The sequence below is a fragment of the Streptococcus gallinaceus genome (genome assembly GCF_040545695.1).
Lineage (GTDB): Bacteria > Bacillota > Bacilli > Lactobacillales > Streptococcaceae > Streptococcus > Streptococcus gallinaceus.
On sequence record NZ_JBEPMK010000002.1, the window covers coordinates 64,084 to 79,491 of the forward strand.

A 15,408-nucleotide genomic window follows, 5' to 3' on the forward strand; every position below is an offset into this window, starting at 1 on the left:
TTCCTTCCTATTTGACAATATATACCAAATAGTACCCTAGTATTTTATATGAAATGCCGAGACTTGTCAATTCTTTCAAGGCAAAGCCCACTAGGTCAGCCTCTTTATGAACCGCATCCAAGATGAAATAATATTCGCCCAAGGCCGTTTTCAAAGGACGACTTTCTATCTTGGTCAAGTCTATGCCTCTCCAAGCAAAAACGGACATGGCCTTATACAGAGCACCTGGAAGATTGTCTGGCAGAGTAAGAGCAAGAGAGATTTTATTGACCTGACTTTCCAGGGGAAGACAGACCTGTTCCTTTCCCAAAATCCAAAAACGTGTAAAGTTCTCATCCATTTCCTGGATATCTTGGGCAATGACTTCCAAACCATACTCACTTGCCGCTGCTTGAGGGGCAATGGCAGCATAAGGCTGGGCGGGATTATCCGCAACCAGACGGGCTGCATAGGCTGTGCTAGCTGTCATCTCAATCTTGGCCTGTGGATAATGTTCCAGAATGTACCGCTTCCCTTGAGCAATGGCCTGTGGATGAGAATAGATGACTTCAATCGGCTTTGTAGCCGAAGTCGCCATCAGTTGCTGGGCAATCGGCTGAATCACCTCTGCCACTGCATGAATGTCCGCCTGATGAAACAAATAATCCAAGGTTTCGTGAACAGAGCCCTCAATCGAATTTTCAACTGGGACAACTGAATGAGCCACCTCTCCTCGCTCAAAAGCCTTGATAACATCCGTAATAGTCTTGAAAGAGACCAGCTCCTCCTCTGGAAAAGCCTGACTCGCAACGTGGTGAGTAAAGGAGCCACGTGGTCCAAGATAGGCTATACGCATCTGATAATCCTTGCTACTTCTTCTGGACTGCGATTATCTGTATTGATAATCAAGTCTGATAATCCCTCATAGAGCATCATCCGACGCTCGTAAATCCCATGAAAGTCTTCTTTTGAGTTATTGAGGAAAAGAGGGCGTTGGAAAATTTTATCGTTAGCAATGCGATCATAGAGTACTTCGAACGAGGCTGCTAGCAAAACATTGTGCTTTCGATTCGACCGCAATAATTCACGGTTTTTCTCCGAAATAACGACACCACCACCTGTTGAAATGATGACCTCCCCTGGAGTCTGTAACAGTTCTTCTAATGTTTCTGATTCGATGACACGAAAGGCTGCTTCCCCCTCCTTGGAAAAAAATTCTGTAATGGACATTCCGATTTTTTCTTCAATAATCATATCCATATCTAAAAACTGCTCATAATGTTCTTGTAGATAAGACGCCACCGTAGTCTTTCCTGCTCCCATAAATCCAAGTAATAAAATTGCCATACTATCTTTTCCTTTCTAAAGTAGTGAATCCAAGTCTGCGAAAAAGCTTGGGTAGCTGGTGTTGATAGCCTCTGCTCGGTCCAAGTTTACCTGTCCCTCTTCGACCAATAGAGCCGCGATAGCTGTCATCATTCCAATCCGATGATCCCCAAAGGTGTTGACATCCGTTCCGTGGAGACTTGTCTTGCCTTGGATAATCATACCGTCGTCCGTCGGTGTAATGTTGGCACCCATGCTATTGAGGGCATCTGCCACCACTTGAATGCGGTCCGTTTCTTTGACCTTGAGCTCTTCTGCATCGCGAATAACAGTTGTCCCATTGGCCTGTGTCGCCAAAAGACTAATAATCGGTAACTCGTCAATCAAACGAGGAATGAGGTCGCCACCAATTTCTGTCCCATGTAAGTCCGAAGTCTCAACAGTCAAGGTCGCTGACTTAGCAATCTCATCCCGATTGCTAATGGTTAATTTTCCACCCATAGCTTGAATGACATCAATGATACCCGTACGCGTTTCATTGATACCGACATTTTCAAGGACGATTCGACTATTGGGAATGATGAGACCTGCAACCAGCCAAAAGGCTGCACTTGAAATGTCCCCAGGCACCACCACCTTTTGGGCTGTAAATGTTTGTCTCCCCTTGATACGGATTTCTTTTCCATTGACAGCAATCTCACCACCAAACTGACGAATCATGTCTTCAGTGTGATTGCGTGTCAATTCTTTCTCAACAATCACCGACTCTCCCTCAGCCTGCAGGGCCGCAAAAATCAAGGCTGACTTGACTTGGGCAGAAGCCACTGGCAACTGATAAGTAATGGGTTTGAGTTGCTGACTGCCATGAATCGTCAACGGAGGCAAATCCCGCTCTGTCTGACCCGAAATCTCCACTCCCATTTGCTTGAGCGGAATAGTCACTCGGTCCATTGGACGCTTAGAAAGTGAGTCATCGCCAAACATGGTCGCTTGAAAATCCTGTCCTGCTAAGACACCTGAAATCAATCGGATAGACGTCCCTGAATTACCCATATCTAGCGGATTTTTCGGAGCTTGAAGACCATCAAAGCCAAGACCATGAACCTCAACGACATCTCCTTTATCCTCAATAACAACTCCCATATCACGGAAGACTTGCATGGTCGACAAGACATCTTCCCCACGCAAAATATCATATACTTTTGTAATCCCCTTAGCTAGACTTCCAAACATAATGGAACGGTGACTAATGGACTTATCTCCCGGAACACGAATAGTTCCTTGAAGGTGTTTCACACCCGTTTTTAATTGCATACTATCCTACCTCTCATGGAATCATATCCCTTATTTTACCATAAAATCAATGAAAAAGCGAAATGTTCTGAAAATTCCCATAAATAGTGTATAAAAAATAAGCTGGGGTAACCCCAGCTTATTGATTTCATATTATTTGGCTTGAATATTTTCCGCTGCCAATTTACCTGATGTAAGAGCCCAAGCGTTGTTAGCACCTGAAGGAGAGTCTGTCCCCATGACACCACCAACGACTTCACCGGCTGCATAGAGGCCACCAATTGTCTTACCAGAATTGTTTTGAACTTCCAGTTTTTCGTTGACAACGAGACCACCCATGGTTGTTGCAAAACGTGGTTTTTGTTCAATCATGTAGTATGGACCAGCACCAACTGGTGTTTGCAAGAATTCGACTTGACGACCGAAATCTTCATCTTTACCATTTTCTACAAATTGGTTGAAACGAGCTACTGTATCGGCAAGAGCTTGTGTATCCATACCCGCTAAGTCAGCCAAACCTTCCAAGGTATCTGCGTGGAAGAGGAATGGAGTCTTGCTACCATTTGCTTCCAACCAGCCTTCGACTTCTTTTTCTGAAATACCACCTTCAGCAATTTCCTTACGGAAAATATCGAAGGTTTCTTGGTCCATCAAGAGATAGAGGAGTTTTGGATCTTGTTCCATCAGAACATCCAAAATCTCATGGTTACTTGCACGTTCATTGATAACACGTTGACCGTTGGTGTTGACCAAAATACCGTTGCGACGGAGAATAGCAATGTTCCCACCGATAGTTGACTTAGCTGTACCCGGTGACACTTCGACACCATTTGGATAAATCTTACCAAGTTCCATCATACGAGTTGCGGCATCTACTTCTGGTGCTTGCGCCATTTGCACACCTTCACCCATTGAAGAGCGAGTTCCGTAGAAGAGAACGTCCTTGAGTGCGTCTGACAACATAGCCTTGTTATTACCATAACCACCCGTTGTAAGGACAACGGCTTTAGCAGAGATACGATGAGTTGTACCATTTTCCTCTACAGCAACCAAACCTGTGACATTGCCTTGACCGTCTGTCAACAATTTTTCAGCCTTAGTTTGAAGGAGAAGGTTGACATTTGAAGCAGCCATTTTTTCACGAACAGATGCGGCAAATCCATGTCCACCGTGCGCATAGGCCAATTCACGGTTCTTACGGTATTCAGCAAGCACGTGAAGTCCGCCAGCCATGTCATATTCTACTCCGATGTAGTCATGTACCCAGTCAGTCGCTGCACCAACATTGTTGGCAAGGAGATTCAAGAGTACCATAACGTTTTGGTTATTCCCGTTCTTAAGGAAATCTTCTGCCATCAATTCAGGCGTATCATCAGAAACTCCTTCTTCAACTTGCAAACGAGAACCTGTAACGACCTGGTTACCACCTGATACAGAAATTGCACCACCGATAAAGCTGAGTTTTTCAATCAAGGTTGCTTTGAGACCGAGCTCATCTGCACGAAGTGAAGTGGCAATACCAGCTGCACCACCACCGACGATAACTACATCAACTTCTTCTTCCAAGACTTCTGTTGAGCGCTCGATAACTGGTTTTTGGCGTGCTTTCAAGACATCAACTGCATCCTGACCACTTGCCAAACGAACCGCATCCGACACACCATCAATAACCCCTTTACTTGTTGAAGATGCACCTGAAACCGCATCTACATTCAAGGTTTGGAATTCGATGATTTGTTTTGGCATCCGTTCAAATACCAAGTCAGAAAGTCCAGCAGACTCACCTTCACTGTCAATTTCTACGCCAATAATACGTGATTGGTCAAATGTGACAACCATTGGTAACTCGCTGTTGTGTCCTTGCGCAGTCACATGGTATTGTCCTGGTGTAAATTCAAGCGGTTTGCTCATCAATTCTTTGAGTCGCTCTGCTTTTGCTTTTTCAGCTTCAATGTCTTTTACGAGACCGAAACCTTCATCCATATAGTGCCACAATGGTGTTGGTACCACAAGCGCTTCGCGTTCAGAAACATCTGCATATGGACGTACTTCTTGATTATCACGGATTTTTTCAACCCAATTTGGCTCAATCAAGAATCCTTGACCTACAGCAATCACATCATAACCAGCTTCCAAGGCACCTTGGGCATCTGCTGTTTGGCGAATATTTCCCACACCGATGATTGGAGTTTCAGCCAATTTACCTGATTTGAGTTTGTTAAATTTGCTGATCAGCATTTCTGGATCGTCTGGCGTTACAATGGAACCACGTGTGTAAATTCCCAGTGAGAAATGGAAATAATCCAAATCATATTCTGCTAAGGTATGAAGCAAGTACATGGTGTCTTCAAAGCGGATACCTGGCTCTTCCAATTCTTCTGGTGAGAAGCGGTAACCAAGTACAAAGTTTTCAGCCCCTTCTTCAGCCATCACACGTTTTGCTGCTTTGACAACTTCTGTCGCAAATTTAGCACGTTTTTCACGGCTACCACCCCAAGCATCCGTTCGACGGTTTGAATGTGGTGAGAAGAATTGTTGTAAAAGGAAAGTATTGGCACCATGGAGTTCGACCCCATCAAAACCTGCCTTAATAGCACGACGTACCCCTTCAGCAAAATGGTCAATCATCGCCAAGACTTCTTGGTGAGTCATTTCAGTTGGAACTGGTGCATTTGGACGGAGAGCGGCCACTGGTGATGCTGAAATCGGATTGCGACCTTCATTCATATTGGGGAAGCCCATACGACCTGCGTGATAAATCTGGATAAAGGCTTTTGAACCTTTGGCTTGAATGGCTTTGGCAACACGTGACAACCCTTCAATCTTATCATCCGTATCAATACCTACAGCACCGAAGAAACCACGGCCATAGTTTTCAACAAAGGCTGATTCCACAATAACAGCACCCACCTCACCTGAACGATGAGCATAATACTCAATCAACTCTTCTGTCATGCTACCATCGTAGTAAGCAGATTGGGTTGTCATTGGAGAGATAACAATACGGTTTTTCAAGCTAACGCCTGACTTGAAGTCAATGGTTTCAAAAAGTTGTTTTGTCATGTATCTTAGTCCTCGTTTGTTAATTTAAGCGTTGAGAGAATGTTGCGCAATTCTGCTACTGGAACTTGACCCGGCGCTGAAGCTTTAGCCGCTGCACCAAAAGTCGCTGATGAGCCAAAGACTTCACCACTAACACGACTCACCATACCGAGCGCACCCATAGACATGGTAATGAGTGGACGAGTTGCAGTCGCATACACAGTCGCAGTAGCTTGAAGCAAGGTCAAAACGTCTGTATTTGATTGTGGCATAACCGCAATTTTACAAATATCTGCATTTTTTTCTTCCATGAGACAGAGACGGCGTTCAATCTCATCTTGGCTTGGTGTCGCATCAAAATCATGGTTACACATGATGATTTTTGTCCCTTTTTCATGGGCCAAGGCAATGGTTTCTTGCACTTCTTTGTCTGACATAAAGAGTTCCAAGTCAATCAAGTCTGCATGACCTTCGTTCAATACAGCAGCATAGATGTCAAAGTAGAGCTGGTCTGAAATTTCTAGCACACCACCTTCTTTGGCAGTTCGGAACGTTACCAAAACTGGTTTTTCAACTGCGGAACATACTTCTTTTGACAAGGCTGCAACTTCTGATGGAGTGGTTACTTTTTCGTAAAAATCAATTCGCCATTCAATCAAATCACAATCCAAGTCTTTAGCTTGACGTGCACCTGTAAGAATTTCTTCAGCTGTTTTTCCAACCAAAGGAACAATAATTTTTGGACGACCTTGTCCAAAGGTCACGTTTCCAACTGTAACAGGTTTGAAATTTTCTACCATATTTTCCACCTTTTTCCATTTTGTGAGTTTTTTCACTAGAATTATACCACACGCTAATACATAAATCTAATAAATATATTTTATCCAATCTATCAATAATATTTATTTTTTTCATTCAAATTTAGCGTATAATAGAAAGTGGATAACAAGGAGTTCCCTATGAATTTACAACATTTAGAATACTTTATTGCCCTGGCAAAAACAGAACATATGACCCGTACTGCACAAGAGCTCAACACCTCTCAGCCCAATCTCAGCTATATGATTTCCGAATTAGAAAAAGAGCTGGGTGTGCCCCTTTTCAAGAAAACAGGGCGCAACATCCGCTTGACCCGCTATGGAAAAATTTTCTATGATGCAGCGGAGCAATCCCTTAGTGCACTTAAAGAGGGCAATCATCGTATTCAAGCAGAAATTGATCCCAACAAAGGATTGATTCACCTCGGCTTTATCTATACCATGGGAATTGAAAAAGCTCCTGCTCTTCTCAAACAGTTTATGCTAGATTATCCAGATGTTCATTTTGACTTTGAACAAAATAACTCCAAGCACCTCCTTCAGCTACTGATGGATGAAAAATTGGACCTTGCTTTTGTCTCAAAAGTCGACCATTTTGACGCTATTCGCTTTGAACCGCTCACGACAGAAAACTTGGTTTTAGTCGTACCTGAGCAGCATCCACTTGCCACCTCTGACCAAGTCAGCCTTGAGGAGAGCTTGCGCTACGACTATGTCTACTATAATCAAAGCAGCGGCTTACGTCCTTATCTAGACCAAACCTTTGACAATCTCGGACTAAAACCGACCATTAAATTAGAGTTGGAAAGCGACCTCAGTATCCTGGGTTTTGTTTCTCAAAACTTTGGAATCGCCATTATGCCAGATATCCCAAGCATCAACTCATTTCCCGTCAAAAAAATCACTATTCTAAATCCACTATCAAAACGGATTATCTATCTCGCTCTACGGCAGAAAGATTATATTTCTCCTTTGACAGAAAAATTCAAACAGTACAGCTTAACTTTTTTTGAAGAAGATAAGAAAAACTAGGTTTCAATGAAACCTAGTTTACTTTTTTAGAAATGGAATACTCCGAACAAGGCAGCTGTCAAGATGACCACAATATTTGTGACAAACATGATTGGTGCTGCATGACGTGTGTAAGGTCCGACTTCTTCCTCAATCAAGGAACATCCGACAAAGGTCGCTGAGTTCATTGGTGTAACCGAAGTTGCCAAGGCAAGGTTACATACAAATGGTGCAATAATCATGATTGGTGACAATCCAAAGGCTGCACCTACTGAGATGAAGAGTGGGTAGAGAGCGTTATACAATTGATAAGGTACAAAGTAGATGATTGGCACGGCCAACAACAAGAAGATGATGTGCATGTAGTTGAGCAAGAAGGCTGGGAAAATACTTTCTAGCAATTGCGCCAAGGATGCAACCATTGACATTTTACTGCCGTCTTCAGGTGCTGCATTGAAAATCGCAAGGTAGAAACAGATGGCAAAAAGCATGATTAAAACGTTAAAGAATGTCATGCCAGCCTTATTCCAAATTTGTCCAAAATTCTTAGGATAGTTGATCAAGGCTGTGACCATTGATGCCGCTACAAAGACGAGATAAGATGGAACCTTGAAGACTGCTAGGGCCACGATTACCAAGATAAAGACAAGGAAGTTTACCCAGAATAAGTCAGGACGTGCAAATTCTTTTTCTTTTGCTCCCTCTGCATTATCTGCTTCCGCTTCTGCCCCTTCTGGCAATCCTAGAGTACCATGTTCTTTTTTATGGCGCCATGCAAAGTAGACATATTGCAAGATAATGGCTGGAATAAAGCACAATCCCCAAGGAATTGAAGCAGCAGCCAAGGTTTCTGCATCTGTGCCTGCCATCATCGCAGACATGATAACACCAATCCCCCAAGGCAACCAACACATAGCTGCAACCGCTGTTTGACAAATGATAAAGGCAAAGTCACGGTCAATCTTGAATTTCTTATAAAGAGGAATGACAATCGGAAAAACGATCAGATAAGTTGTTGACATATTGGCTGTCAAATAGGCGATTGCTCCCAGGACAGTTGTCAAAACCATGATACCGACTACATTGAGGCGATTCCCAATGATTTTCATAACTGCATTGACCATCACGTCAAACATGCCAGTCTCTGTCAACATCACAAAGTAAATCAAGCCAAACAAGAGCATGTAGCCCGTTTGATTCATCACCGTACTCAGCTGCGTTAAAATAAAGTTACTGGTCTGTGTCAGGTCATAGCCCATGAGGAAGCTAAAAATCACAGGAATGGTGAACAAGACAAAATTCATTGGAATTTTGAGCTGTTTTTCAAACAAGATAAAGAAAACAATAATGGCTAGCATTATCAGAGCAAGGATAGCTGGACTCATAATCTTTTCTCCTAAATATTCTTTTTATTATTTTTTCAACTCATCTAGCAAGCCAAATTCACGTTTGAAGGACCACGCCATCATATCGTGAACAAAGTCTGTATACGGGTGTGGTGCTGCTGTGAATGTATGACCCAGTCGTGGTGCGAGGAAAAATTCCATTGGCACACCTGCACGCAAGAGACGTTGACCGTAATTCCAAGCCGAATCTCGAAGTGTATCGTACTCGCCTGCGATAATCATGGTTGGACCAAGCCCACCAATATCATGGCAGAAAGCCGGGAAGGCGTAGTAAGATGGTTGTTGGCCATTGTAGCCTCCTAAATAAGCAGATTCAGCGCCAAAAGCTTTATTGGCAGGTCCCATTTTCAACTGGGTCAGCTGTTGGAATGAAAATGTTTCTTCAATCGCCGTATCAAAGGTTGGGCAATTGAGTACTGTCAAGGCAGACATTGGTTCATTGTGGTCACGAAGATAGAGGGCCAGACCTTCTGCAAGGGTACCTCCTGCACTTGAACCATGAAGTCCCATACATTCTGGGTCTCCACCAAATTCCTCCGCATGATCATGCATGTACATATAAGCCGCATGGCAATCCTCCAAAGGAACCGGGAAACTATAACCCGTTGCACCGCAGAGACGATACTCCACAGATACCACAATCGCGGGCACGCGCTCTGCAATTCCAATACAACGAGCATTGTCAAAAGCGACTGTTCCAGACACAAAAGCTCCACCATGAATATCCAAAATCATTGGTGCTTTTTCAGGCAATCCTGCTGGTGTAAAGACACGGATCAAGAGCTCTTGACCTTCTTCTGGACCAGGGATGGTGCGGTCTTCCATGGTCATTCCTTCTGGAAGTTCATAAGCCATCATGGCTTGCCCCTGCGCTTTCTTACGCGCCAAGGTCTCCTCACTACCATCTGCCAAATTACTGAATAGGTGGTCTTCATAACCTGGGAAAGATTTCAATTCCATCGATAAACTTCCTTTCAAATCTATCGTTTTAACTGTTTCTATTTTATCATAGTTTGAGAAGTTTTTCACATTGTCTTTCTATAAAACTTATAAACCGATTTCATAGATTTTCTTTATACATAGTTCAGTTTTTTCCTATAAAAAATCCTATAGAATTTTTCATAAAAAGGGACTATAATCATAAAAAAGGAGAATATTATGGGCAAACCAACTATCACACTCGGACTAGATAATGGCCTACGAGAATGCCAGCATTGGCAGATTACAGAGCAGACTTACGCCATTCAATGTCCTGGTTTTCTCCCAGGACCGGGACGATTACCTGGCTGGGGCTACTATTTCTTATCTGATTATCGGTCAAGAAAAAGCCTGGTTGATTGATACAGGCTTTGGTATTTCTGATTTGAAAGCCTATGTGGAGCAGCTCACTTCGCTGCCTCTCATGGTGGTCAATAGTCATGTCCATCCAGACCACTCGGGTGGCAACCGTCAATCCGACACGATTTTTATCGGAAAAAATGAATGGCCAAGCCAAGAAGCGTTCGTCTTTTCAATTGAAACGGTCCCTGATCAGACAGTTTGTCCAGAGGTAGAAAATGGGGGCGACTACCGCTTTGACTACCTAGAAGACGGCCAAATCATTGATTTAGGAAAACGAACGATCACCGTTCTTGCTATTCCCGGTCACACCAAGGGATCTATTGGATTTTTCGACCATAAAAGTCGCTACTTCTTTAGCGGTGATGCTATCGTTAAGCGTATTTTTTACGGTGCTGGGGTACCACTTAGCCAGTACCGAGCTACTCTTGAGAAGGTCAAGACACTTCCGGTACGAGAAATATTATCCGCTCACTGGCCAGAACCACTTCCGACTAGCTTTCTAGATCAGGTCCTTCACTTGATTGACACCTTTGATCCCACGCAGTCCGAGCATGCAAAATTGGACATTCCCGATGCACCTGACTTGCGCATGTTTCACTACGGTCAAGATTTTGATGATCCTGATTTTTGCGCCATGAGTTTCCGTATGGACCAACTCGATGATATATTACAGTAAAAGAAAAGAAGCTTGGATTAGCTTCTTTTTCTGTATCTTATTTTTCAAACAGCAATTCACGGATGTAGTCCACAGGCATATCTTCTCCGGTATGCAATTTGAAAGCTGCTGCACCTTGATAGAGCATCATAGACAATCCATTAAAGACTTTCTGACAGCCATTTTCACGGGCAAACTTCAAGAGTTGGGTCTCCGCTGGGCTGTATACAACATCTAAAATCACCAAATCAGGACGAATAACTGCAGGATCATTGATCAATTTCATGTCCTCAAACGGTTTCATTCCGATGCCTGTCGCATCGATATAGATGCTGCTTTCACCGATAGATTTGTAGAAATTTTCCGTATCAGATAAATCTTCCAAAGTCACTTTTGTTTGTGTCTCTGTATTGATGGTATCAACAATACTTGCTGCGGCATCAAAAGCCCTGTCTTTGATGTTAAAAATACGAACTTCTTTTGCACCTTCCAATCCCAACTGAACCGCAATAGCTGTACCCGCACCACCAATACCAGCTAGGGTAATCACTTGATTTTTGACGTCAATATCTTCAGCCTCTAAGGCACGAACAGCACCCACTCCGTCTGTATTATGCCCAATCAGATAACCGTCTTTGTTCACAAAGGTATTGACCGCGCCAATCATTTTAGCCGCTGAGGATAACTCATCCATATAAGGAACGATGGCTTGCTTATTGGGCATGGAAACATTTCCACCGACAATCCCCAGAGCACGAATGGCTTTCACCGCGTCCGGTAGTTCCTCTTGCCCAACTTCAAAAGCCAGATAAGCCAAGTCTAGGCCAAGTTTTGCATAGGTTTCATTGTACATTTTTGGTGACAAACTATGGCGAATGGGGGTTGCGATAAGGGCCAGCATCAAAGTGTGACCGGATAAACGTTCTGTCATGAGACACTTCCTTCTATTTCAATTCTCTACACGTGAAAAGAGAGGCTAGGCCTCTCTTTGTTATAGTCAATCATTCTCGATTGGCTGGGGACCAATTTCTACTTACTTAGCGTCGCTAAAGAATGTATCGCGGATGTATTCCACTGGCATATCTTCACCTGTGTGGAGTTTGAAGGCTTCTGCACCTTGGTAGAGCATCATGCCGATACCATTGAGGGCTTTCTTAGCGCCATTTTCTTTCGCAAATTTAAGTAATTTTGTTTCAAGCGGGCTGTAAACCACGTCAAATACCACCAAGTCAGGGCGAATCATAGCGGGGTCGTCAATCAATGAAACATCTTCTTGCGGTTTCATACCAGCACTTGTTGCATCAATGTAGATGCTTGATTCAGCTATGGATTGTTTGAAGGCAGCTTGGTCAGCTAAGTCTGTCAATGTAGCTGATGAATCTGTACGAGTATTGATTTTTTCAACTGTTTTTTCTGCATTTGCATAGAAATCATCTTGACGGTTGAAGATACGGATTTCTTTTGCGCCATCAAGCGCCAACTGAATAGCAATCGCAGTACCTGCACCACCAGCACCAGTAAGTGTGATGATTTGGTCTTTCACATCGACACCTTCTTCTGCCAAAGCACGAACAGCACCTGTACCGTCTGTCACATGACCTACCAAGTGACCTTTTCCATCTTTGTTAACAACAGTATTGACAGCACCAACCAATTCAGCAGCTGGTGACAATTCATCAAGGTAAGGGATGATTGCTTGTTTATTTGGCATAGAAACGTTTGAACCACGGATGCCCAATGCACGAATACCTTGTACTGCGTCAGCCAATTCTTCTTGACCAACTTCAAAAGCAAGGTAGGCATAGTCCAAACCTAATTTTGCATAAGCTTCATTGTGCATTTTTGGAGACAAGCTGTGACGGATAGGAGTAGCAATCAAGCTAACCAAGAGTGTGTGACCGGATAAACGTTCTGTCATGATAGAACCTCTTTCTTATTTGTAAAAAATTGTTTGATAACGTTTGTAAACTAGGACGAGACAAGCCGCCCCGAGAAAAGCTAAACCAGCATTTAAGACAAAAATATAGCGCATATTTTGCTCAGCAAGAACACCCGTCAAGTAAGGAATACCCATCACTGAGATAGATGTTGCCAGCGAGTAAAAACTTGTAATCACTCCCCGTTTGAATGGGAAAAATTCCAGCAGAATAGCTAGACCCAGTTGCCAAATTCCTCCTGCTGCGAAAAATCCAACGCAGAAAGTTGCCAACATCACTGTCACAAAACTTGGACGGAAGAGCATAATAGTCAAGGCCAATCCAGTAATGCTCGTACAGAAAACCATGAATTTCGGAATGTTGATGCCTCGATTGACAATAAAGGAGGTCACAAAAACAGAAATAAATGAAAAGATACTGTAATAGCTTACAAGAACTAAACTATCTGCTTCTTTCATCTGAAGGACATCTTGTGCAAACGATGGAATCCAAGTGATAAAGATATTGAAGAGCGAAACCGAAACGAAGGAGAAAATCAACAGTGCAATTCCTTCAATTTTGAAATTAGCACCCGTATCTTCTACAGTTGTCACTTCTTCCTTGACCAAGTCTTCTTCGCTGACCGTTACTACTTTTCCGTCTTGAACCCTTGGAAATGGCAGACGGAGCGTTAAGAACAAGTTCAGCGCCATACAGATTGCAGAAACAATAAAGGTCCAACCAAAATAATAATCATTTTGTAAAATGAACCGTGTGATAATCGGAAAAATGAACTGCCCCATCGAGATAAATGCCTTGTTAAGCACACTAAGGGCACTATTTCTTGAAGGATTTTCAAAGGCTTCGACTACCACTGGATAGGTCCCCGTGTCCAAAAAGGCATTTCCAAATCCTGCAAAAATCGAGAATAGAAACGCCCAGATGTAATTTGGCGACAAGAGCAAGCCTATAAAAAAGACAATGTAGGAAAAAATCCCAAGTAAAATCGAACGACGTCGTCCCAACTTATCAGATAAGACACCTGCAAAGTTGACACTCAAGATTCGCCCCACACCAATCGCACTCAGCACCAAGGAAACTTCTTTGAAAGAAGCACCCCAGTTTTCACGAAGAACAGACATATTTTGAGAGACGATAATCGCTGCAATCCCTTGAAATACGTAGTTTACGTACAAACTACCAATAGTTGGAATGTATTTATTTTTTGCCACTAAGTTTTAGCCTTTCAAAGAGAATACAGGTCAAGACCGAGGTCTTACCTCAGTCCTGAACCTTATTTTTAGGCTTTAGCCTTTTTTAGAATTTGAGAATGGTGATACACCAAAGATATGGCTGTAACGTGTACCAGCAAAGAACATAAGTGCTGCAGATACAATACCTGTACCAGCCATAATCAACATGATCAATTCACCCTTACCAGCTGCAATCAAGCTACCTGCTGCTTTTGGAATGATGATTGAACCAAGTGCCATTACAAAGTAGTAAACGGAAGTATTACGACCTTTGTTTGTATCAAAGAATTGGTTGAGCACGCCGTTACCCATTTGAAGGAGACCACCTGCGGCGCAGAAACCAACAATGATACCTGCAATTGTCAATGTTGCTGGTGATGGTATAAAGTAAACCAAGAGACCTGCTAATCCAGCAAAGATTGGGCTGACTGCAAGGATTGCCATATCACGTACACCACGTGCCATCATGATTGCAAAGACAAATGTTGCTACCAAACCACCTAATTGGTAGAGGGAAGTAACAGATGCTGCTGCACCTTCTGACATGTTCAATACGTTTGTGGCATAAATTTTTGAAGCTTGTTGGAAGAGATAGAAGTTTGAGTAGATTGTCAAAGCAAAGATAGACAAGACTGTTCCGTCCAGAGCAAATTTACCATGGTTTGCTTTTTCAACTGAACCCACAGCTGCAACATTCTGACGTTTTTCCAATTCTTTAATAGCTTCTGAAGCAGACAAACCTTCTGCTTTTTGCAAATCCAAATCTGGGAATTTGGCAAAGAGAACACCTGCAAATACAAGAGCACTGAGTACGAGTGGAATCCAGATACCAATTTCAGGAGCAAGACCATTTGTCGCTACAAAGGCAACAACCAATGGGTACAAGATAGATGAAACAGAGATGAATGTTTTACCAAGAACAGATGCTGTTGATTTGTTTTCAGGATACATTTCAAAGAGGGCTGGGTTAATGGCACCGTCATAGAAGGATGTCATAGCCCCACCAATGAAGGCCAAGAAGTTTACAAGAGTGATGTTTGTTGCAAACAAGAATGATGCAAACATCAGCACGTACCCAAGCAAACCAAGTACGATCAATGGTTTACGACCAATTTTATCTGATAAAGGTCCTGAGAAAGCAAGGAAGGATAATTTACCCCAACCAGTCCAAGCAACAGCTGCCAAAACAGTCCCTGTTGCAACAGCTAATTTAGCTGGGTCAGTCAAATTTGCTTGTGAAATCAAGTTCCATTTTACTGCGAAGAATTTTGCATTTTGTGAAATCAAGAGTGCTTGAATCCCGTGACAGAAGTAAGCTGACCATAGCAAGAATGCTGTAAAGTTATATTTATTATTCTTAAACATTAA

General features: G+C 42.9%; 13 protein-coding genes. 2 read left to right on the plus strand and 11 right to left on the minus strand.

All coding sequences use genetic code 11. The features are described from left to right. Window positions 1-7 precede the first annotated feature (7 nt). The 5 genes from pheA to aroD all read right to left on the minus strand — a co-directional run bounded on the left by pheA (window position 8) and on the right by aroD (window position 6,440). Window positions 8-835: a prephenate dehydratase gene (gene pheA / locus ABID27_RS02575; RefSeq protein ID WP_253364019.1), complete on the minus strand. Its 828-nt coding sequence runs from the start codon at window positions 833-835 to the stop codon at window positions 8-10. Beyond that, window positions 826-1,326, minus strand: coding sequence for a shikimate kinase (locus tag ABID27_RS02580; RefSeq protein ID WP_253364017.1), 501 nt, complete (start codon window positions 1,324-1,326; stop codon window positions 826-828). Before ABID27_RS02580 ends, pheA begins: the two co-directional genes overlap by 10 nt. Before the next feature lie 15 nt (window positions 1,327-1,341). Continuing rightward, entirely contained in the window at window positions 1,342-2,619 is a 1,278-nt protein-coding gene (gene aroA, locus ABID27_RS02585; protein WP_253364015.1) for a 3-phosphoshikimate 1-carboxyvinyltransferase, read from the minus strand. A 132-nt stretch (window positions 2,620-2,751) separates the two neighbouring features. Next, window positions 2,752-5,661 carry an FAD-dependent oxidoreductase gene (locus tag ABID27_RS02590; RefSeq protein ID WP_354280048.1) on the minus strand — a complete coding sequence of 970 codons (2,910 nt, stop codon included), beginning with the start codon at window positions 5,659-5,661 and terminating at the stop codon, window positions 2,752-2,754. Window positions 5,662-5,666: 5 nt separating this feature from the next. Continuing rightward, the gene (gene aroD, locus ABID27_RS02595; protein ID WP_354280050.1) at window positions 5,667-6,440 is read right to left on the minus strand and encodes a type I 3-dehydroquinate dehydratase; all 774 of its coding nucleotides are present in this window, start codon (window positions 6,438-6,440) and stop codon (window positions 5,667-5,669) included. Window positions 6,441-6,599: 159 nt separating this feature from the next. Here aroD and ABID27_RS02600 point away from each other — a divergent pair, with 159 nt between their 5' ends. Beyond that, a complete protein-coding gene (locus ABID27_RS02600) occupies window positions 6,600-7,490 on the plus strand; it encodes a LysR family transcriptional regulator (RefSeq protein ID WP_253364009.1) in 891 nt (296 codons plus the stop codon). A 26-nt stretch (window positions 7,491-7,516) separates the two neighbouring features. On the opposite strand, the gene ABID27_RS02605 is transcribed toward ABID27_RS02600, so the two are convergent. After that, a complete protein-coding gene (locus ABID27_RS02605; protein ID WP_354280052.1) occupies window positions 7,517-8,854 on the minus strand; it encodes a Na+/H+ antiporter NhaC family protein in 1,338 nt (445 codons plus the stop codon). 27 nt (window positions 8,855-8,881) lie between these two features. Next, complete coding sequence (locus tag ABID27_RS02610; RefSeq protein ID WP_354280054.1) at window positions 8,882-9,835, minus strand: alpha/beta hydrolase; 954 nt, start codon at window positions 9,833-9,835, stop codon at window positions 8,882-8,884. Between the two features lie 232 nt (window positions 9,836-10,067). On the opposite strand from ABID27_RS02610, the gene ABID27_RS02615 reads away from it, so the two are divergent. Next, complete coding sequence (locus ABID27_RS02615) at window positions 10,068-10,892, plus strand: MBL fold metallo-hydrolase (RefSeq protein ID WP_354280056.1); 825 nt, start codon at window positions 10,068-10,070, stop codon at window positions 10,890-10,892. A gap of 37 nt (window positions 10,893-10,929) precedes the next feature. Here the strand turns inward: ABID27_RS02615 and aroE are convergent, their stop codons facing one another. The 4 genes from aroE to ABID27_RS02635 form a co-directional block, all read right to left on the minus strand. Further along, entirely contained in the window at window positions 10,930-11,802 is an 873-nt protein-coding gene (gene aroE, locus ABID27_RS02620; RefSeq protein WP_354280058.1) for a shikimate dehydrogenase, read from the minus strand. A gap of 102 nt (window positions 11,803-11,904) precedes the next feature. After that, window positions 11,905-12,789 carry a shikimate dehydrogenase gene (locus ABID27_RS02625; RefSeq protein ID WP_253363998.1) on the minus strand — a complete coding sequence of 295 codons (885 nt, stop codon included), beginning with the start codon at window positions 12,787-12,789 and terminating at the stop codon, window positions 11,905-11,907. 15 nt (window positions 12,790-12,804) lie between these two features. Then, window positions 12,805-14,019 carry an MFS transporter gene (locus ABID27_RS02630; protein ID WP_253363995.1) on the minus strand — a complete coding sequence of 405 codons (1,215 nt, stop codon included), beginning with the start codon at window positions 14,017-14,019 and terminating at the stop codon, window positions 12,805-12,807. 75 nt (window positions 14,020-14,094) lie between these two features. After that, window positions 14,095-15,405 (minus strand): MFS transporter, encoded by a 1,311-nt coding sequence (locus ABID27_RS02635; RefSeq protein WP_354280061.1) that lies wholly within the window; start codon window positions 15,403-15,405, stop codon window positions 14,095-14,097. Between the last annotated feature and the right edge of the window lie 3 nt (window positions 15,406-15,408).